The following is a 20,522-nucleotide window of genomic DNA, read 5'->3' as shown; positions in this document are numbered from 1 at the left end:
CAAATTTGATTTAAAGGAGAAATTTTATGAATACTTTTATGTGGAATACACCTGAAAAACTACGTGCCCTACTTTGTGAAATTGTTAGCTGGGAAAGTCGAACACTAACAAAGGGCGAAAATGAATTTGCCTATAAATTAAAAGATAAATTGTTAACGCTTCCATATTATAAAAATCATCCTGATTATATTGAATTACATGATGCCGGTTTAGGAAGAAATGCTGTAACAGCCTTATATAAGCATCCAGCGGCAACGGAAACAGTCGTGTTAATTAGCCACTTTGATACTGTGCATACGGAGGAATATGGAGAGCTAGAGCCATTAGCTTTTTATCCAGAGGAATTAACTAAAAAGTTAATGGAACCGAAATATAAAAAAGATTTGCCAGAGGCGGCTCGAATTGATTTGGAGTCAGGTAATTATTTATTTGGTCGCGGCACAATGGATATGAAAATGGGTCTCGCGTTACACATGCAGTTGATTGAAAAAGCTAGCTTTGAACAATGGCCGATCAATCTACTATTGACAGCTGTGCCGGATGAGGAAGTGAACTCTGCTGGAATGCGAGCAGCGGTAGTTGAGCTTGTGAGACTACGAGAACAACATGGTTTAACGTATAAATTATTTTTAAATAGTGAACCGTCCTTCTCACAAGGACCATCTGATACGAATGAATATATTTATTCAGGGACCATTGGTAAGATCATGCCTGCTGCCCTGTTTTACGGGAAGGAAACTCATGTTGGTGAGCCATTAAAAGGCATGACTGCTAACTTTATTGCTTCCTATATGACACAGCATATGGAGTGGAATCCACTTTTCCGCGAAAGTGATTTAGGTGAAAGTACACCACTACCCGTCTCGTTACAATTAAAAGATTTAAAAATGGAATATTCTACACAAACGCCCTACCGTGCGGCAGCCCTTTACAATGTCTTTTTGCTAAAACGTACAGCTGCAGAAGTGATGGCTATTTTTGAACAGGTTGCATTAGAAGCTATGGCTGCTTGTAATGACCACTATGAGCAAATTTGTACACGAGAAAATGTACAGGGCGTAGGCAAGGTAAAGGTTTTACGTTACGAAGCTCTATTGGAACATGCCATCGAAAAATTAGGTGCTGAAGAAGTACAAGCAATTAAACAGCAAGTTCTACAGCATAGTGAATGGGATGATCGTGAAAAATCCATTCGCATCGTAGACCAGCTCATGATTCGTTGTCAGGAATTAGCACCAGCGACGGTTCTGTTATATGCACCACCATACTACCCTGCCATTAATTCATCCAATCATCCACTAGTAAAACAGTCGATTGAATTGATGAAAAAGACAGCCCAAACATTTGGTGTTGAAGTAGAACAAATTCATTATTTTAACGGGATTTGTGATTTAAGCTATGTAAACTATTCAGATGCATCCAATGAGTGGCTAGCCTTTGAAAGAAATACACCTGTCTGGGGCGAAACGTATAGCATTCCATTTAAAGAAATGACAGCCCTCCAAGGCCCTGTCTTAAATGTCGGTCCATTTGGCAAAGATGCACACCAAAAAACAGAACGATTACATGTAGATAGTGCTTTTAAAGAAATGCCCGTTATGATCGACACACTTATAAAAAGCCTTTTTAGATAGATAAATTTTTTCACATGAATATGAATACAATGGTAAAAGTTGATGCTGTAACAGTATCAACTTTTTTATTGTATAAAAGCTTCTGTAATTGAATGATGCGTATTAATCTCGCATTTACTAAGGTTCATTCCTTTTGATTAGCTCGTAGCCTCACAACAATATTAGTGTTTAGGGGTGCAAGTAAAGTACTATTCTTTAAATAAACAAAATAATTTCATTTTACTTGTATTTTTCATTATTTAGACGATACATATAGGAAAATATAAATATCTGGACACTAGGAGCGAGCATTATGGGAAATCAAGAAAAGATAGCTTTTTCTATTCGCAAAGAAATGGTTCAGTCAAATTTAAAAGGGATGAGGGCAGTAGCGTGGATTCTTATGTATGTATCATTCATTATCACCCTTATTCATTACGGAGAAATCTTTTTTGATAAAACTGAAAGAGCTATGGTCCCTATTTATATTGCCATTCATACCCTCATGTTTTATATAGATGTAGCAGTATTGCTGTTTGTCAGGGAGAAACGAATGACTATAAATTCTTTCAACATTCAAAAGTATGAACATCTAGTTGTTGTTTATATTTACACGATTATCCTATTGATTACTGTTATTTCAGTGATGGATGTTTACTTTTTCCATCACGCAGCTTTATATGAGGTGATTTTAATCATCGTTTGTACTGTTTTTGCATTACCTTTACGAAAAATTATCTGGATTATCTTGCTGACAGCACCAGCAATTATAGCCAGTACGTATATGAGCGTTGGGGTATCCAGTGAAAATATTAAAATCATATTACCTATGTCACTTTTAATACCTGTTGGTATCATGATTCAATATCAGACTTATAAGGTTCGAAAGCAATTTAATACACAGCATATTTTATTGGATGAAGAAATGACTAAAACAAAACAATTATCAGAGTTGCTAGCTGCCAAAAATAATGAGTTAAAGGAGCAAGCCTTAAGAGATACCTTAACGAATCTACCAAATCGACGTGCATTTAATATTAAATTGACTAAAATAGGCCATCAGCTGCATAAAACTCAATCCTTAACAGTTATGATGATAGATATTGATTGCTTTAAAAAATTTAACGATTATTATGGGCATTTGAAGGGTGACGAAGCCATCGCCAAAGTAGCATCTATTTTAGAAGAAGTTGCAGAGAAGTATAATGCCTTTGTTGCGCGCTGGGGAGGCGAAGAGTTTGTCATGATTAGTCAGCATACGGAAAAGTTTGCTGAGCCTTTATGTGAAGAAATTTTAGAGGAAGTACGTTACTTAAAAATTCCCCACGAACAATCGGATGTTGATGAATATGTAACGGTTAGTATCGGGATGTGTCATGCTAAAATTACAACAAATGAGCATCTACAGACATGTTGTGAATTAGCTGACCAAGCTTTATATAGAGCGAAGAAAAACGGAAGAAATAACTTTTATCGGAAAAAGGCAATTTTTGATGAAAAAGCAAATGCGTCTATTTGAAGTCAGAAAACGTTGCTACCAAGCCATTCAATACCCCCTTAGGTTGCTTAAATTATAACGAAAGTGTTACAATATAGTTTAGTCAAAAAGAGCCAAGGGGGCATTTCTATGTCAATTGAATTAAACAATGAATTCGGCCAAATTGATATTTCAACAGATGTACTTGCACAAATTGCTGGTGGCGCTGCTGTAGAATGCTACGGTATTGTTGGCATGGCATCTAAACATCAAATTCGTGATGGTCTAACTGATATTTTACGTAAAGAAAACTTCGCAAAAGGTGTTGTTATTCGACAACAGGACGACGATTTACATATAGATATGTACATTATTGTTAGTTACGGGACAAAAATTTCGGAAGTGGCTTACCAAGTACAATCGAAAGTGAAATATACAGTAGATAAAACATTAGGTATGAGCGTAAAATCTGTCAATATCTTTGTACAGGGCGTTCGTGTAGCGAATTAAGAGGAGGAACTAAATCGAATGCAGTCTTTAGACGGTATAAAGTTTGCTGAAATGGTACAAATGGGTGCGCATCACCTTTACCAAAATGCAAATTATGTAGATTCATTAAATGTTTTCCCAGTACCAGATGGTGACACAGGGACAAATATGAACTTATCGATGACATCTGGCGCAAAAGAAACAGAACATGCAGCTTCAGAGCATATTGGTAAAACAGCACAGGCGCTATCAAAAGGGTTATTAATGGGTGCCCGTGGAAATTCAGGTGTTATTCTATCTCAATTATTCCGTGGATTTGGGAAATTTATTGAAAAAGAAGCAACTATAGACGCAAAGGGTTTTGCTGGAGCTTTTCAAGCAGGAGTAGACACAGCATATAAAGCTGTTATGAAACCTGTAGAAGGAACTATTTTAACTGTTGCACGTGAAGCGGCAAAAAAAGGTGTTGAAGTGGCAGAAACTGAAACCGATATCATTGCCGTAATGGAAGCTTTTACAGCAGAAGCAAAGGCATCATTAGATCGCACACCTGAATTACTACCTGTTTTAAAAGAGGTCGGTGTAGTGGATAGCGGTGGCCAAGGCTTGCTATTTGTCTATGAAGGGTTTTTAGCTTCCTTGAAGGGTGAGCCTCTTCCGGAGAAGAACGATGCAACGCTAGATGATTTAATCAACGCCGAGCATCATAGAGCTCAAGATTTCATGAACACCGAAGATATTGAATTTGGCTATTGTACAGAAATCATGGTGCGTTTAGAAGATGGGAAAGAACCTTTTAATGAAGAGCAATTCCGTAATGAATTAAATCCTTTAGGTGACTCATTACTCGTTATTTCTGATGAAGAAATTGCGAAGGTCCATATCCATTCTGAGCAACCGGGTTCAGTTCTATCAATTGGACAAAAATACGGTAGTCTTATAAAAATAAAAGTTGATAATATGCGCGAGCAGCATTCAGCTATTGTTGGTGAGGAGCATAAAGCACCAACGACTGCAAAAAAAGTAGATAAACATCCATATGCCATTGTAACGATTGCTATGGGTGAGGGTGTTGCGGATTTATTGCGCTCTATCGGTGCTTCCTATGTCATCGAAGGTGGTCAAACAATGAATCCTTCAACTGAAGATATCGTCAAAGCTGTACAAGAAATCGGTGCAGAAAAAGTATTAATCTTACCTAATAATAAAAATATAGTGATGGCAGCAGAGCAAGCAGTTGAGCTATTAGATATAGATGCTGCAGTTGTTCCTACGAAGACAATTCCTCAAGGGATGGCGGCTATTTTAGCATTTAACCCAGAAGCGGCTGTTGATGCAAATAAAAAGACAATGACGGAAGCTTTTGCGAACGTTAAGACTGGCCAAGTAACTTATGCAGTTCGTGATACGTCTATCGATGGTGTTGAAATCCACAAAGATGATTTCATGGCATTAGCAGAAGGGAAAATTGTCCTTTCTACACCAGCATTAAAGGATGCGGCTGAAAAAGTAATCACTGATTTAGTCGATGAGGATGCTGAAATTGTCACGGTAATCTATGGTGAGGATACAACCGAAGAAGCTGCTTCTGAGCTAGTATCTTTCATCGAAGAGAACTATCCAGATGTAGAAGTTGAATTATTTGATGGAAAACAAGGATTATATCCATATATTATTTCAGTAGAATAATTACACGCTACTTTGCTAAATCGTAAAGAAAGCAGTGCACAAAACGTGTACTGCTTTTGTTTATGCTACAAAGAGAATGGTGTATAAAATTAATTAAAAACGTACTAACTATGGATAGTTCACTGTACGTATCCACAGGATATAAAATATGGAAATGTTGGGATACCAACTGTTTGATTGATGTGTATCTATGGTACGGACAAAAAAGTGGCCTAATAATTGGCTATAAATTATAGTAGTGGTAATTTTCTGATAGTTGATAAATTAAATGCTTTACTTTTATAGTAATTATCAAGCATGATATAAGTAAAAATAAATATTATTATATAAATAGAATAGAGGGGTGTTTGTATGAAGTTTACTTCAGTATTTGATATTATTGGACCAGTAATGATTGGGCCTTCCTCCTCTCATACGGCAGGTGCAGCTCGCATCGGGCGTGTTGCAAGAGATTTATTTGGTAGACAACCGAAATGGGCGAAAATTCATTTATATGGATCATTTGCAGAAACGTATAGAGGGCACGGTACAGATGTTGCAATAGTGGGAGGCTTGTTAAATTACGATACATTTGATGATCGTATTAAAACGGCGTTTGCAGATGCGAAAAAAGCAGGTTTAGAATATGAATTTATTCCAGAAACGGCTAATACAGAACATCCGAATACGGCACGACTTGTCATTGGAGACGATGATGGAGAAATGTCTGTTGTCGGAATTTCTATTGGTGGCGGTAAAATAGAAGTTAGTGAAGTTAATGGCTTTAAGCTTCGTTTGACAGGTGGTATGCCTGCTATTCTTGTTGTACATGATGACCGTGCTGGCTGTATCGCCAATGTAGCAAATTGTTTAGCTATGCATGAAGTCAATATTGGGCATATGGAGGTTTCACGAATAGAGCGTGGTTTAACGGCTCTAATGGTGATAGAAGTTGACCAAAACATTGAGGATAAAGTGCTACAGCAAATATCCCTAATTCCATATATTACAAAAGTATCTAAGATTAATAACTAAGGAGGTGTCCCATAATGGACGTTTTATTTCATAATGTTCGTGAGCTTGTGGAACGAGCAGAGCAAGAAGGAAAATTAATATCAGAAATTATGATTGAACAGGAAATTTTAATAACTGGTAGAACTCGAGAAGAAATCATCCAACAGATGGATCGAAATCTAACAGTTATGGAAGAAGCAATTGAACGCGGATTACAAGGTGTGCAATCAGTAACAGGTTTAACTGGTGGGGACGCCGTATTGCTGCAAAATTATATTGCGGAAGGGAAATCACTATCAGGTGATTTATTATTAGACGCAGTAAGTAAAGCGGTTGCAACAAATGAAGTGAATGCCGCAATGGGAACAATATGTGCTACACCGACTGCAGGATCTGCTGGTGTGGTGCCAGGGACACTTTTTGCAGTAAAAAATAAACTCAATCCTACTCGTGAGCAAATGATTCGTTATTTATTTACGTCTGGAGCTTTTGGTTTTGTTGTGGCGAACAATGCTTCCATTTCAGGTGCTGCTGGAGGCTGCCAAGCTGAGGTGGGTTCAGCTGCTGGTATGGCTGCTGCTGCCATTGTTGAAATGGCTGGAGGTACACCGCAACAATGTGCGGAAGCGTTTGCTATTACGTTAAAAAATATGTTGGGACTTGTTTGTGATCCAGTAGCAGGTCTAGTTGAAGTACCGTGTGTAAAACGAAATGCTATGGGTGCCTCTAATTCACTTGTAGCAGCAGATATGGCGCTTGCAGGAGTAACAAGCCGCATCCCATGTGATGAAGTAATTGGTGCTATGTATCGTATTGGACAATCGATGAGTCCAAACCTTAAAGAGACGGCACGAGGCGGTCTTGCAGCAACACCAACAGGTAAGGCGATAAGTAAAGCTATTCTTGAAAATGGTGGTTTACAAAGTATTAAAGCTCTTCAATAAACTAGAGAAACATGCTATCTAAAAAGATAGCATGTTTTTATGTTGCCTTTATTATGAATGATTTTAGTATAATTAAATAACGTAATTTGGATGTGTCATAGGGTACACATGATGTTAAATATTTTCCTACCAGCTGAATTCCTTAGTAGGGACTCTTAAGGTAATTTAAAGGAGTTTTTTTAGTGGAAATAACTAATTTACAATCTTTAACAGAGCAAGCAATTGAAGATCGACGTTATCTTCATCAAAATCCAGAGCTTTCTGGTCAGGAATTTGAAACAAGTCAATTTATACGTAAAAGATTAGAGCATCTTCAAATAGAAATAGTAGAATTTGCTCCTCCTAGTGTAGTGGCTATGATTAAAGGGACAAAAGGTACGAAGACAATTGCCTTGCGAGCAGATATCGATGCATTGCCAATAGTTGAAGAGGGTGAAAAGCCATATATCTCTCAAAAGCCGGGTGTGGCACATATGTGTGGACATGATGGCCATACCGCTATTTTATTAGCAGTTGCAGAATGGATCGCCATGAATAAGGAAAAATGTGAGCCGAACATTATGCTTATTTTTCAATCGGCAGAGGAAATTACACCAAGTGGAGCAGATCAGTTAATTCAAAATGGTGTTCTTGATGGTGTCGATGCTATTTATGGTCTACATTTATGGCAAGGCCTAGAGAAGGGGAAAATAGGACTAACACATGGACCTATGATGGCCTCCGTCGATGATTTTGAAATTGAAATTCAAGGTCGTGGTGGACATGGATCAATGCCACATGAAACGATTGATCCGATATACATTGCAAGCCATTTAATGCAATCCTTTCAAAGTATTATTAGTCGAAATTTAAATCCTGTTGAGGCAGGCGTTATTACTGTAGGTAGTATTCAAGCGGGAACAACGTATAATATTATTCCAGATACTGCGAAATTAATAGGGACGATTAGGGCATTAACACCGGAAACAGTAAATACTATTCAATTGAAGATGGCAAGTGTAACAAAAGGTATTTGCCAGGCATTTGGAGCGGAAGGACACATTAATTTTATTATAGGTACCCCACCACTTATTAATGATCAACACCATTCTCAAATTGTAGAATCTGTCGTTCGTGAACAATTTGGTGAGGATGTATTTGAGCTAGTAGAACCTGTAATGGGTGGAGAAGATTTTTCTTATTATTTAAAACATAAGCCTGGTGCATTCGTTTTTGTAGGGATGGGTGGTGAAAAAAGCCAATATCCACATCATCATCCAAGATTCGACTTAGATGAAGATGTATTCCCTGACGCCATTAAACTTTTTATTGGTATCATTATGCAATACAAATGTTTATGAACATATCCATGCATAACCCTATCATCCTTTGGTAGGGTTTTTGCTTCTCATGTTTACGATAAGGAGTAAACAATGAAATTATGGTAAATTAGATATAGACATGTTTGGTTACATACACAAAAGGATGAAGAATCAAAGAAGGGAGTTGTGGGATAGGATGACTGAATTATCTAGTTCCGTCACAGAATTAAAAGGCATCGGGAAAGAAACGGCAGCACATCTTGAATCATTAGGCATTGATACAATTGCTGATTTATTATGGACGTTCCCACATCGACATGAGGATTTTCGTCTAAAAGATTTAGCGCAAACACCACATAACGAACGTGTTACAGTGGAATGTAAGGTAGAACGAGAGCCTACGATTCTATTTTTAGGTCGCAATAAATCAAGACTTCAGGTCACGGTTTTAGCAGGCCGTCACTTAGTGAAAGTCGTATTTTTTAATCAGGGCTATTTAAAGCAAAAACTAGTACCGGGCTCCATTATTACAGTGACTGGCAAATGGGATCGTGGTAGACAAGTAATCAATGGGACATCTGTCACATTTGGCCCTAAAACAGATCAAGTTGACTTTGAACCTGTCTATAGTCTTAAAGGTTTAATACCACAAAAAAGATTTAGAAAATATATGAGACAAGTGTTAGATGACTTTGGTGCAGAGCTACCAGATGCAATTCCGCATTATTTACAAGAATCCTATAAGCTTGTTCCAATACGCGAGGGCTTAGAAGGTATTCATTTTCCACTTGATGCTGATCATGCCAAGCAAGCAAGAAGACGCTTTGCCTATGAAGAACTATTAAACTTCCAATTGCGTATTCAAGCATTACGTAAAATACGGAAAGAAAGCGAACATGGTACAGTCATTCAATTCGATGTACACAGGCTACGCGAATTTATTGCCTCTTTACCATATGAATTAACAAATGCTCAAAAACGTGTTGTCAATGAAATTTGTAAAGATTTGAAAGAACCGCATCGAATGAATCGCTTGCTGCAAGGGGACGTAGGTTCAGGAAAAACAGTTGTTGCAGCAATAGGATTGTATGCAGCCGTAACAGCAGGCTTTCAAGGAGCATTAATGGCACCGACAGAAATTTTAGCAGAACAACACTTGGAGAACCTGAAAGTATGGTTTGAACCTTTTGGGGTTCGTGTTGCCTTATTATCTGGATCGACTAAAGCAAAGGAGCGACGTAGCATTTTAGAGGATTTGGCAAATGGCAATCTTGACATTGTCATTGGTACACATGCATTGATCCAACCGGATGTTGTTTTTCAAAAGTTAGGCTTTGTTATCACGGATGAACAGCATCGCTTTGGTGTAGAGCAACGTCGTATTTTACGTGATAAGGGGGAAAATCCAGATGTCCTTTTTATGACAGCGACACCGATACCAAGAACGCTTGCCATTACCGCATTTGGGGAAATGGATGTATCTATGATCGATGAAATGCCAGCAGGACGAAAGCAAATTGAAACCCATTGGATGAAGAAAGAGCAATTTGGCTCTGTTATGTCAAAGCTAGAACTGGAGCTAGCGGCTGGAAGACAAGCCTATGCTATTTGTCCACTTATTGAAGAATCCGATAAACTCGATGTTCAAAATGCTGTGGAAATTTACGAGCAGCTGGCGACATATTTTAAAGATCGTTTCCAGGTTGGTTTAATGCACGGACGCTTATCAGCAGATGAGAAAGATGCTGTTATGCGTGCTTTTAGTGAAGGGTCTATTCAGGTTTTAGTTTCGACAACAGTTGTTGAAGTAGGGGTTAATGTACCAAATGCTACCTTTATGATTGTCTATGATGCTGAACGCTTTGGATTGGCACAGCTGCATCAGCTCCGCGGCCGTGTCGGACGAGGAGAGCATCAATCATACTGTATTTTACTGGCTGATCCAAAGTCTGATGAGGGGAAAGAGAGAATGCAATCAATGACGGAAACGAATGATGGTTTCCGATTAGCAGAAAAAGATTTAGAATTGAGGGGACCAGGAGATTTCTTTGGACGTAAGCAAAGTGGTTTACCAGATTTTAAAGTAGCGGATTTAGTACATGATTATCGTATTCTTGAGACGGCTAGAAAGGATGCAACAGAGATGCTTGACACAGAAGCGTTTTGGCATGATGACATTTATCAAAATTTACGTAAAATGTTAGAAGAATCTGGTGTTCTACAAGGTGAGCGCTTCGATTAAGTTAAAAGCTTGTTTGAGCGGGGAGAATGCAAGACTTGAATGCAAAACAAGTCTTGCATTCTTTTTTTATACTCTATATACTGATATTAGTACCAAGTGCTAATAACAACTCAAAAGGTGGCGAATGATGTTGAGACGAACGAAAAAAGAGCGACAGCGACTACTATCTGAAACGATAGCTGAAAATCCATTCGTCACAGATGAACAGCTAGCAACACAGTTTCAGGTAAGTGTCCAAACAATTCGTTTAGATCGTATGGAATTATCCATACCAGAATTACGAGAACGAATTAAAGACGTTGCTGCAAAAAACTATGAAAACGAAGTAAAATCTCTACCGATTGATGAGGTCATCGGAGAAATTGTAGATATTGAATTGGATAATCGAGCACTATCGATTTTTGATGTGCAAGAAGAGCATGTTTTTCAGCGTAATGGCATCGCGCGTGGCCATCATTTGTTTGCACAAGCAAACTCATTAGCGGTTGCAGTAATTGATGACGAACTAGCATTAACCGTACATTCCAATATTACGTTTGTGAAACCTGTACGAGCTGGAAATCGTGTTATTACAAAGGCGATTGTTATCGGTCGAGATAATCAAAATAATCGGACAAAAGTCGAGGTAACATCTACCGTTAATGGTGAAACCGTTTTTGTTGGTGAATTTGATATGTACCGCACGAAAGGTAAAGGTGAGTAACAATGAAATTAGCGCTTGATGGAATGGGTGGAGACAACGCACCAAAATCAGTTGTGGAAGGTGCACTCTTAGCTTTAGAACAAATTCCGAACTTAGAAATTCAATTGTATGGTCAACAAGATAAGCTGGAACCATTTTTAAAGCAACATGATCGCTTGACGATTGTGCATTGTGAGGAAGTAGTGGAAGGAACTGACGATCCTGCACGCGCTGTTCGTAGAAAAAAGGATTCTTCAATGGCTCGTATGATGGACGCAGTAGAAGAAGGTAGGGCAGATGCTTGCCTTTCTGCAGGGAATACAGGTGCCCTTATGGCAGGAGGCCTATTTAAAGTAGGTCGTATTGAAGGGATTGCCCGACCAGCCTTAGCTACAACACTACCAACATTGGATGGCAAAGGCTTTTTAATGCTTGACTTAGGGGCAAATGCCGATGCGCGCCCAGAGCATTTAGTGCAATATGCTATTATGGGTGATATTTATGCTAAAAAGGTTGGAGGCTTACAAAAACCACGAATTGGCTTATTAAATATCGGTACCGAGGATAAAAAAGGAAATGAGCTAACAAAAGCAGCCTTCGAATTATTGAAGGAAGCTGATTTGAATTTTATTGGTAATGTTGAAGCACGTGATTTACTTGAAGGAGTAGCAGATGTTGTTGTAACAGATGGCTTTACAGGCAATATGGTGCTGAAGTCGATTGAAGGGACAGCAGGCGCTTTATTTTCTATGTTAAAAGAAGCTTTTATGTCTTCAACAAAAACGAAAATTTCAGCAGCACTCATGAAAAATAATTTACGTGACTTGAAAAATAAAATGGACTATACAGAATATGGTGGTGCAGGATTGTTTGGTTTACAAGCGCCTGTTATCAAAGCACATGGTTCATCTAACGCAAAAGCGATTTTCAGTGCAATCCGTCAAGCTAATACGATGGTAGAGCATACTGTTATTTCGACGATTACTGAGACAGTACGTCACTTAGAAATTGATTAAATAAAGGGGATCATTCAAATGACGAAAATAGCATTTATTTTTCCAGGACAAGGTTCACAAGTAGTAGGAATGGGTCAAGAGTTTGTTGAAAACGCAGCAGAGAGTAAAGCGTTTTACGATCGTGCCGATCAAGCTCTTGAATTTGAATTATCTAAGTTAATGTTAGAAGGTCCAGCAGAAGAATTAACACTAACATATCATGCGCAGCCAGCTCTTCTTACTACAGGTGTAATGGTAGCTGAAAAATTGCGTACAGCAGGCATTCATCCTCACTACGCTGCGGGTCATTCATTAGGTGAATATGGTGCATTGGTTTTAGCAGGCGTTATGTCATTTGATGATGCCGTGTCAATCGTGCACAAACGAGGTCTGTATATGAATGAAGCGGTCCCTGCAGGGCAGGGTGCAATGGCGGCGATTCTAGGGATGGAACTAGAGGCATTAAACGCAGTAACAGAACAGGTTTCAGCTTCAGGTGATGCTGTTCAGGTTGCCAATGTGAATTGTCCAGGACAAATTGTTATTTCGGGTACAAAAGAGGGTGTCGATAAAGCGATTATTGCTGCGAAAGAAGCAGGGGCAAAGAGAGCGATACCATTAGTTGTAAGTGGTCCTTTCCATTCAGAATTAATGCGACCATCCTCAGAGAAACTAAAAGCTGCATTGGCTGAGATTACTTTATCAGCGCCTGAAATTCCTGTCATTGGCAACGTTATGGCGAAGGAATTAAAGGATGTATCAGCTATCCAACAAGAGTTGGTTGAGCAGGTCTATAGTGCTGTTCAATGGGAAGCATCTATGCGTGAGATGATTGCACAAGGAGTGGATGTCTTTATCGAATGCGGACCTGGTAAGGTGTTAAGCGGTCTCTTGAAAAAAATCGACCGCTCTGTTGCAGCATATTGTGTTTATGATGAGGCATCATTAGAAGCAGTTATTGAAGCGTCGAAGGAGTGGTCAATCAATGCGTAAATTAGAAGGAAAAGTAGCTGTTGTAACAGGAGCTTCAAGAGGAATTGGGCGTGCTATTGCTTTAAAGCTTGCTGACGAAGGAGCTAAGGTTGTTGTAAACTATAGTGGCTCACAGGCAAAAGCGGAAGAAGTCGTTGGGATAATCCAAGAAAACGGTGGAGAAGCAATTGCTGTACAAGCAAGCGTTTCAAAGACAGAAGAAGTAACAGCTTTAATGGATGCAGCAGTGAAAACTTTCGGTTCTCTCGATATCTTAGTGAATAATGCTGGTATTACAAGAGATAATTTATTAATGCGTATGAAAGAAGACGAATGGGACGATGTATTAGATACGAACCTTAAAGGTGTTTTCCTTTGTACGAAAGCTGTAACACGTCAAATGATGAAGCAACGTGCAGGTCGCATTATTAATATTTCTTCGATCGTTGGTGTAGCGGGTAATGCTGGTCAAGCGAACTATGTTGCGGCTAAAGCGGGTGTTATTGGATTAACAAAAACGACTGCTAAGGAATTAGCTTCTCGTAATATTTTAGTGAATGCCATTGCACCAGGCTTTATCGAAACAGAAATGACGGAACAACTACCAGAGGATATTAAACAAGGTATGCTGACACAGATTCCACTTGCAAAACTTGGTCAGCCAGAGGATATTGCTAAGGCAGTAGCTTTCCTTGCTTCAGAGGATGCAAACTATATGACAGGGCAAACACTTCACATCGATGGTGGAATGGTCATGTAATTTCAATTAGGCATAAACGCTGATTTTTTGTATAATCATTTGAGGGGAGGTGAATCATTTGTCTACAGTATTAGAACGTGTAACAAAAGTAATCGTGGACCGTTTAGGTGTTGAAGAAAGCGAAGTAACACTTGAAGCTTCTTTCCGTGATGATTTAGGTGCTGACTCATTAGACGTAGTTGAGCTTGTAATGGAGCTTGAAGACGAATTCGATATGGAAATTTCTGATGAAGATGCTGAAAAAATCTCAACAGTAGGTTCTGCAATTTCATACATCGAAAGTAAAATTGGCTAATTTCGTTAGTACTTTATTTAGCGGTGATGTATCCCCTCCAATGGTGTGATGATTATCGAATGATATAAAGTAGAAATTGTTTTTCTGCTATTACTTGATAAGAAGCAGATTCAATTAACGAAGATGTATTTAAAGGGGACAAGATAGATCATTTTTCGATCTATTGATGTCCCTTTTTGCATTTAGAAAATGAATTCCGCCAAAGGTTTGCATCAATTTTCGGAAAAATTTCCAAAACATTGTGTTTAAGCCGAAATACTTTTGCATAAATGCCTTGAAAAAGGTACACTAAAACGGTAGAAACTATTAGGAAGGCAGATTTGTTCAATGGCTATGAAAAGAAAAGGAACTATGCAGAAATCTGGCGTACTTCCTGAAAAAGTACGCAACCAATTCGAGCTGTTACAGCATGAATTAAATATCACATTTATTAATAAAAATTTATTGTATCAAGCATTCACGCATTCATCTTATGTGAATGAGCATCGCCGTAAACTATTTACGGATAATGAGCGTCTTGAATTTTTAGGAGACGCAGTACTTGAACTGTCTGTTTCTAAATATCTTTTTGAGAAATACCCAAATATGAGCGAGGGTGAGTTAACAAAGTTAAGAGCATCCATTGTTTGTGAGCCATCACTAGTTATTTTTGCTAATGAGTTAGGCTTTGGACGCTTTGTTTTACTAGGAAAAGGTGAGGAATTAACAGGTGGTCGGGAACGCCCAGCGCTACTTGCAGATGTGTTTGAGTCATTTGTAGGTGCCTTATATTTAGATCAAGATTTACAAACGGTCGTATCATTTTTAGAACGTATCGTGTTCCCAAAAGTAGAAGTCGGTGCTTTTTCGCATGTGATGGATTTTAAAAGTCAATTGCAAGAAATGGTACAGCAAACCAATAATGGACTTCTTCATTATGAGATTATAGATGAAAAAGGGCCGGCACATAATCGTACCTTTGTATCAAGCGTATTATTGAACGGACAAGAGCTTGGTATTGGTCGTGGAAAATCAAAAAAAGAAGCCGAGCAGCAAGCTGCACAATGTGCAATGCGAGTGATGCGTGAAGAAGCTGCAAATGAGGAGGCTTAATAGATGTTCCTTAAACGACTAGAAGTGATTGGCTTTAAATCTTTTGCGGAACGCATTGGAATTGATTTTGTTCCCGGTGTTACAGCGGTTGTTGGACCAAATGGCAGCGGAAAAAGTAATGTCACGGATGCGATTCGTTGGGTTCTTGGGGAGCAATCTGCAAAGTCGTTACGTGGGGCAAAGATGGAAGATGTTATTTTTGCGGGAAGTGACTCTCGTAAGCCACTCAATTTTGCAGAGGTAACTCTTATATTAGATAATACTGACGAGCAACTTGCTTTTTCCTATACAGAAGTCAGTGTAACAAGACGCGTATACCGTTCAGGTGATAGTGAATATTTATTAAATAACCAACAGTGTCGCCTGAAGGATATTACGGACTTGTTTATGGATTCAGGTCTTGGAAAAGAAGCATTTTCAATCATTTCTCAAGGCCGTGTTGATGAAATTTTAAATAGCCGACCCGATGACCGACGTTCCATTTTTGAAGAGGCAGCTGGCGTATTAAAGTATAAAATAAGAAAGAAAAAAGCGGAGCATAAGCTTGTTGAGACAGATGAAAATTTGTATCGGGTATTAGATATTCTCCATGAATTAGACAACCGATTAGAGCCGTTAGAAATGCAGGCATCTAGTGCAAGAGACTATGTACAAATGTCTACTGAGCTAAAAGATTTTGATATTGCCATTCTTGTGCATGATTTTAAAAATTGTGCACAATCTTTGCATGCGCTAAAAGCTGAATTTACCGATTTGACTGCAACAGAGCAAAAACAAGCTCAAGATATTGCTACTATTGATAAACAGACAACCAATATTCGTAAGTTATTAAAAGAACTCGATGATTATTTGGATGCTTCACAGGCTGATCTTGTCAATGCCACAATGGAAGTAGAACGTTGGGATGGTCGTAAAGCACTGATGGCTGAAAAGCGACAAAATGCTTCTAATCAACTGCAGCAGCTGAATACGACATTACAAGAGGCTAAAGAAGAAGTAGAGATATTGCTTGTTCAAGAACAGGAGAAAAAAGAAGTTTTCTCCGACAAACAGCGAGCAGTCACAGTGCTGAAACAAAGCATCAAGCAGTTAGAACAATCTTTAAATCGATCAGTTACGGAAATAGAGCAAGAAATTGAAGAGCAAAAAAATAGATATATTGATTCATTGAATGAAGAAGCAACGATTAAGAACGAATTAAAAAATATCGATCAACAATTAGCTCAGCAAAAGGCAATGGCAGCAAGAATGTCCGATCAAACGGATGAATTTGGACAGGAACTTATGCAAATTGTTGCTGAAAAAAATAAGCTAGTAGCGGAACATACTGCTACAACGAATGACTTGCAAGATAAGCTTGAACAATACGAAACATTACAAATACAGTTAAAAAACGTAAACACAACCTTTACTGAAAAGCAGGACATGCTATATAAAGCTTACCAGCACCAACAGCAATTAAAGGCTAGAAAAGATACTTTAGCAGAGCTTGAAGCGGATTTTTCTGGATTCTTCCAAGGTGTTAAAGAAGTTTTACTTGCTCGAGATAAAGGTGAATTACAAGGTATTGAGGGAGCTGTAGCTGAGTTAATTCAAGTTGATGGTAAATATTCACAAGCTATAGAAACAGCTTTAGGTGCTGCTTCCCAACATATTGTTACGGTCAATGAACGCCATGCACAACAAGCTATCCACTGGCTAAAGCAAAAGAGAGCTGGACGTGCTACCTTCTTACCGAAAACTGTCATGAAATCACGCAAAATTAATCTAGCAACGATCCAACTTGCTATAGAGCACCCAGCATTTATTCAAATGGCGGATGCGCTCGTTACTTTTAGTGATGATAATCGAACAATTGTTGAAAACCTTTTAGGGAATGTTATTGTAGCGGCCAATCTTGAAGGTGCGAGTCAAATAGCTCGATTATGTGGTTTCCGCTATCGCGTTGTTACACTTGATGGAGATATTGTCAATGCAGGGGGATCGTTAACGGGTGGTGCTCTAAAACAACAATCTTCATTGTTTTCAAGAAAAGCCGAGTTAGAGGGCTTAATCCTCAAGTTAGAGTCTTTACAAGCTTCTATTTACAGTGCCGAACAGGCAGTTTCAGAAGAAAAAGAGAAGCTTGCCACTCTTCGCGAGCAAGTGGAACAGTTAAAGCTTGACGGAGAGCAGCTACGAAACGATGAAATGCAATTGGCTAGCCGTATTCGTGAGCTAGAGGTTGTTGAAAAAAGCTTATCGGCTAGAGTATCTTTTGCATCAACCGAGACACAGGATGTAAAAACACGAGAAGAAGCTTTATTAACTCAAAAACAAGTAGCTGTGGAGAGGTTAAATGCGTTAGCTCTAGAGCTTGTTGAAATCAATGAAACTGTAGAACAATTGAGTAAAGTTAAATTACAAAGTGAGACAGAGAAAGATGTATTACGAGAGCAACTAGCAGAAAAACGCTCCGAATTAGCGGTAATGCAGGAACAAATGTCTCAAGTGCAAATTACAACTGCTGAACTCGCCCTACAATTAAACAAAGCTCAACAAAAAGTCATAAATATTTCTCAGGAAATAATGTGGCTTCAATCTGATGAATCGACAAATCATTTAAGTGATGAAGAGGTTGAAGAACAGGTTGCTACATGGAAAGCAAGAAGAGATGCCTTACAAGAGACTATTTCTCAAAAGAAAGAAGAGAAAGTAGGGCAACAACAAGAACTCTCTGCTTTAGAAGAACAACTGAAGGAAATGCAACGTATACATAAAGGATACCTTGAGGCGATACGTGCAAACGAGTTGAAACGAAATCGTTTAGAATATGAGATGGACAATTTTACAGAACAACTTGAAGAAAACTATCAGTTGACATTCGAAGAGGCAGAAGATGAAGCTCTTGCAATTGAAGATGAAGAGTTTGTGCGACGACGTGTGAAACTGTTAAAAAAATCAATAGAAGAGCTTGGACCTGTTAATATAGGTGCGATTGAGGAATATGAGCGAGTGCTTGAGCGTCATACTTTCTTAACTGAACAAAGAGAAGATTTGCTTGCTGCACAGGAAACATTGCATGAAGCTATCAAAGAAATGGATGAAGAAATGACATTGCGTTTTAGCGAAACGTTCTATGCAATCCGAGAGCAATTCAAACGTGTTTTCCGTGAATTATTTGGTGGCGGGCAAGCAGATTTAGTATTAATTGACCCACAAAATTTATTGGAAACAGGTATTGATATTGTGGCACAGCCTCCAGGTAAAAAACTTCAAAATCTAAGCTTGCTATCTGGTGGTGAACGAGCACTAACAGCAATCGCTCTATTATTCTCTATCTTGAATATACGACCTGTACCGTTTTGTATTCTCGATGAAGTAGAGGCTGCTTTAGACGAGGCAAATGTTGTGCGCTATAGCCAATATTTGAAGAAATTTAGTAACGATACGCAATTCATTGTCATTACCCATCGTAAAGGTACGATGGAGGGAGCCGATGTCCTGTATGGTATTACGATGCAAGAATCGGGTGTGTCGAAACTTGTTTCAGTAAAATTAGAAGATGAACCCGTACTTGCGGAGCAAAGGAGCGAACAAGCATGAGTTTTTTTAAACGATTAAAAGATAAATTAATGGGCAATCCAGCAGAGGAAGAAAAATTAGAAGCAGTTGACAAAGAGCAAGAATCTGTTGAATCAGAGCTAGAGGAGTCAAATGAACCTGCTGCCATTGAGACTGTTGATGTAGAAGTGCCTGAACAAGTAGAAGAGTCTCCAGCAATGGAAATGGTGAAAGAAGCAGAAGTAGAGCCCTCATTCGAAATAGAGGAAGAACAGGCAGAAATACGGGAGCTAGCGGTAATTGAGGACACACCGGTAGAGGAAAAAAAGCCATCTGCTTGGTCTATTACACAAAAATTCAAGGCTGGTCTTGAAAAAACGCGTAATTCCTTTACTTCCAAAGTGAATGACCTTGTTGCTCGTTACCGTAAAGTAGATGAGGATTTCTTTGAAGAATTAGAGGATTTACTTTTACAAGCTGATGTCGGTTTTGAAACGGTTATGGAACTTATGGATAAACTACGTTTCGAAGTTCAACGTAAAAATATTAAAGATACGAATGGCATCCAGTCAGTTATTTCAGAGAAGCTTGTAGAAATTTATGAGCAAGGCGAACAAGATTTAATTGAGCTTAATTTGCAGCCAGAGGGTGAATTGACAGTTATCCTATTTGTTGGGGTAAATGGTGTGGGGAAAACGACTACGATTGGTAAACTAGCGCACCGTTTAAAATCTCAAGGGAAAACGGTTGTTTTAGCTGCAGGTGATACGTTCCGTGCTGGTGCTATTGATCAATTACAAGTGTGGGGCGATCGTGTTGGTTGTGAAGTTATTAAACAATCTGAGGGCTCTGACCCAGCGGCAGTGATGTATGACGCCATTCGTGCAGCAAAGAATAGAAAAGCCGATGTGTTAATTTGTGATACGGCAGGACGTTTGCAAAATAAAGTGAACTTAATGAATGAGCTAGAAAAGGTACATCGTGTTATTTCACGTGAAATTCCAAACGCTCCACATGAAGTATTATTAGCATTAGATGCTACAACAGGTCAAAATGCGCTTGTTCAAGCACAGACTTTTAAAGAAGCAACAAATGTAACCGGTATTGTCTTAACAAAGCTTGATGGAACTGCAAAGGGCGGTATTGTCCTTGCTATTCGTAACAAGTTACACATTCCTGTGAAATTTGTTGGCCTTGGTGAGAAAATGGATGATCTACAGCCATTCGATGCAGAACGCTATGTTTATGGTTTATTTGCAGATGGTTTAGATAAAGAATTACAAAATAGTGATGATGAATAGCGATATGGCTGAGTAATTTTTATAAAACGCTCGACTGTGTATAGGTAAGTTAACTTGTTTAAAAGAGAAATACTAGCTAAAGGCGAAGAAGCCTGAACGCGGCAATTTAGGCTTTTAGACAAGGAGATTACCTT

At 38.7% G+C, this 20,522-nt stretch carries 16 protein-coding genes; all 16 read left to right on the top strand.

The features are described from left to right. The first annotated feature begins 26 nt into the window (after positions 1-26). The 16 genes from SJW71_RS18980 (at position 27) to ftsY (ending at position 20,388) form a co-directional block, all read left to right on the top strand. Complete coding sequence (locus SJW71_RS18980; RefSeq protein WP_431811342.1) at positions 27-1,634, top strand: M20/M25/M40 family metallo-hydrolase; 1,608 nt, start codon at positions 27-29, stop codon at positions 1,632-1,634. 292 nt (positions 1,635-1,926) lie between these two features. Further along, a complete protein-coding gene (locus SJW71_RS18975; protein ID WP_274795928.1) occupies positions 1,927-3,132 on the top strand; it encodes a diguanylate cyclase in 1,206 nt (401 codons plus the stop codon). A gap of 108 nt (positions 3,133-3,240) precedes the next feature. Beyond that, the gene (locus SJW71_RS18970) at positions 3,241-3,600 is read left to right on the top strand and encodes an Asp23/Gls24 family envelope stress response protein (RefSeq protein ID WP_004269431.1); all 360 of its coding nucleotides are present in this window, start codon (positions 3,241-3,243) and stop codon (positions 3,598-3,600) included. 18 nt (positions 3,601-3,618) lie between these two features. Then, positions 3,619-5,268: a DAK2 domain-containing protein gene (locus tag SJW71_RS18965; RefSeq protein WP_274795929.1), complete on the top strand. Its 1,650-nt coding sequence runs from the start codon at positions 3,619-3,621 to the stop codon at positions 5,266-5,268. Between the two features lie 351 nt (positions 5,269-5,619). Next, entirely contained in the window at positions 5,620-6,282 is a 663-nt protein-coding gene (sdaAB, locus tag SJW71_RS18960; RefSeq protein ID WP_274795930.1) for an L-serine ammonia-lyase, iron-sulfur-dependent subunit beta, read from the top strand. A gap of 14 nt (positions 6,283-6,296) precedes the next feature. Further along, positions 6,297-7,205: an L-serine ammonia-lyase, iron-sulfur-dependent, subunit alpha gene (gene sdaAA, locus SJW71_RS18955; protein WP_274795931.1), complete on the top strand. Its 909-nt coding sequence runs from the start codon at positions 6,297-6,299 to the stop codon at positions 7,203-7,205. A gap of 182 nt (positions 7,206-7,387) precedes the next feature. After that, the gene (locus tag SJW71_RS18950; protein ID WP_274795932.1) at positions 7,388-8,545 is read left to right on the top strand and encodes a M20 metallopeptidase family protein; all 1,158 of its coding nucleotides are present in this window, start codon (positions 7,388-7,390) and stop codon (positions 8,543-8,545) included. A gap of 124 nt (positions 8,546-8,669) precedes the next feature. Further along, positions 8,670-10,748 (top strand): ATP-dependent DNA helicase RecG, encoded by a 2,079-nt coding sequence (gene recG / locus SJW71_RS18945; protein WP_322611406.1) that lies wholly within the window; start codon positions 8,670-8,672, stop codon positions 10,746-10,748. Positions 10,749-10,878: 130 nt separating this feature from the next. Further along, positions 10,879-11,451, top strand: a complete 573-nt coding sequence (fapR, locus tag SJW71_RS18940) for a transcription factor FapR (protein WP_274797277.1) — start codon at positions 10,879-10,881, stop codon at positions 11,449-11,451. Positions 11,452-11,453: 2 nt separating this feature from the next. Beyond that, positions 11,454-12,446 (top strand): phosphate acyltransferase PlsX, encoded by a 993-nt coding sequence (plsX, locus tag SJW71_RS18935; RefSeq protein WP_274795934.1) that lies wholly within the window; start codon positions 11,454-11,456, stop codon positions 12,444-12,446. An 18-nt stretch (positions 12,447-12,464) separates the two neighbouring features. After that, positions 12,465-13,418 carry an ACP S-malonyltransferase gene (fabD, locus tag SJW71_RS18930; RefSeq protein WP_313471106.1) on the top strand — a complete coding sequence of 318 codons (954 nt, stop codon included), beginning with the start codon at positions 12,465-12,467 and terminating at the stop codon, positions 13,416-13,418. Continuing rightward, positions 13,411-14,157 (top strand): 3-oxoacyl-[acyl-carrier-protein] reductase, encoded by a 747-nt coding sequence (fabG, locus tag SJW71_RS18925; protein ID WP_312505156.1) that lies wholly within the window; start codon positions 13,411-13,413, stop codon positions 14,155-14,157. Before fabD ends, fabG begins: the two co-directional genes overlap by 8 nt. Positions 14,158-14,215: 58 nt before the next feature. Further along, positions 14,216-14,452 carry an acyl carrier protein gene (acpP, locus tag SJW71_RS18920; RefSeq protein ID WP_274795937.1) on the top strand — a complete coding sequence of 79 codons (237 nt, stop codon included), beginning with the start codon at positions 14,216-14,218 and terminating at the stop codon, positions 14,450-14,452. Between the two features lie 327 nt (positions 14,453-14,779). Beyond that, positions 14,780-15,544 carry a ribonuclease III gene (gene rnc, locus SJW71_RS18915; protein WP_274795938.1) on the top strand — a complete coding sequence of 255 codons (765 nt, stop codon included), beginning with the start codon at positions 14,780-14,782 and terminating at the stop codon, positions 15,542-15,544. A 3-nt stretch (positions 15,545-15,547) separates the two neighbouring features. Next, on the top strand, positions 15,548-19,129 hold the full coding sequence (gene smc, locus SJW71_RS18910; RefSeq protein ID WP_322611407.1) for a chromosome segregation protein SMC: 3,582 nt from the start codon (positions 15,548-15,550) through the stop codon (positions 19,127-19,129). Next, complete coding sequence (gene ftsY, locus SJW71_RS18905; protein ID WP_431811341.1) at positions 19,126-20,388, top strand: signal recognition particle-docking protein FtsY; 1,263 nt, start codon at positions 19,126-19,128, stop codon at positions 20,386-20,388. Before smc ends, ftsY begins: the two co-directional genes overlap by 4 nt. The last annotated feature ends 134 nt before the right edge of the window (positions 20,389-20,522 follow it).

The sequence above is a fragment of the Lysinibacillus sp. FW12 genome, from assembly GCF_050817245.1.
GTDB lineage: Bacteria > Bacillota > Bacilli > Bacillales_A > Planococcaceae > Lysinibacillus > Lysinibacillus irui.
Note: the sequence above shows the minus strand (reverse complement) of the source record. Positions and strands in the feature narration are given on the sequence as shown.

What these genes read in the sequence shown, in the direction of transcription:
- SJW71_RS18970 (WP_004269431.1), top strand. Translation starts at nt 3,241, where the DNA reads ATGTCAATTGAATTAAACAATGAATTCGGCCAAATTGATATTTCAACA.
- plsX (WP_274795934.1), top strand. Translation starts at nt 11,454, where the DNA reads ATGAAATTAGCGCTTGATGGAATGGGTGGAGACAACGCACCAAAATCA.
- fabG (WP_312505156.1), top strand. Translation starts at nt 13,411, where the DNA reads ATGCGTAAATTAGAAGGAAAAGTAGCTGTTGTAACAGGAGCTTCAAGA.
- smc (WP_322611407.1), top strand. Translation starts at nt 15,548, where the DNA reads ATGTTCCTTAAACGACTAGAAGTGATTGGCTTTAAATCTTTTGCGGAA.
- SJW71_RS18975 (WP_274795928.1), top strand. Translation starts at nt 1,927, where the DNA reads ATGGGAAATCAAGAAAAGATAGCTTTTTCTATTCGCAAAGAAATGGTT.
- SJW71_RS18965 (WP_274795929.1), top strand. Translation starts at nt 3,619, where the DNA reads ATGCAGTCTTTAGACGGTATAAAGTTTGCTGAAATGGTACAAATGGGT.
- sdaAA (WP_274795931.1), top strand. Translation starts at nt 6,297, where the DNA reads ATGGACGTTTTATTTCATAATGTTCGTGAGCTTGTGGAACGAGCAGAG.
- fabD (WP_313471106.1), top strand. Translation starts at nt 12,465, where the DNA reads ATGACGAAAATAGCATTTATTTTTCCAGGACAAGGTTCACAAGTAGTA.
- rnc (WP_274795938.1), top strand. Translation starts at nt 14,780, where the DNA reads ATGGCTATGAAAAGAAAAGGAACTATGCAGAAATCTGGCGTACTTCCT.
- sdaAB (WP_274795930.1), top strand. Translation starts at nt 5,620, where the DNA reads ATGAAGTTTACTTCAGTATTTGATATTATTGGACCAGTAATGATTGGG.
- ftsY (WP_431811341.1), top strand. Translation starts at nt 19,126, where the DNA reads ATGAGTTTTTTTAAACGATTAAAAGATAAATTAATGGGCAATCCAGCA.
- SJW71_RS18980 (WP_431811342.1), top strand. Translation starts at nt 27, where the DNA reads ATGAATACTTTTATGTGGAATACACCTGAAAAACTACGTGCCCTACTT.
- recG (WP_322611406.1), top strand. Translation starts at nt 8,670, where the DNA reads ATGAAGAATCAAAGAAGGGAGTTGTGGGATAGGATGACTGAATTATCT.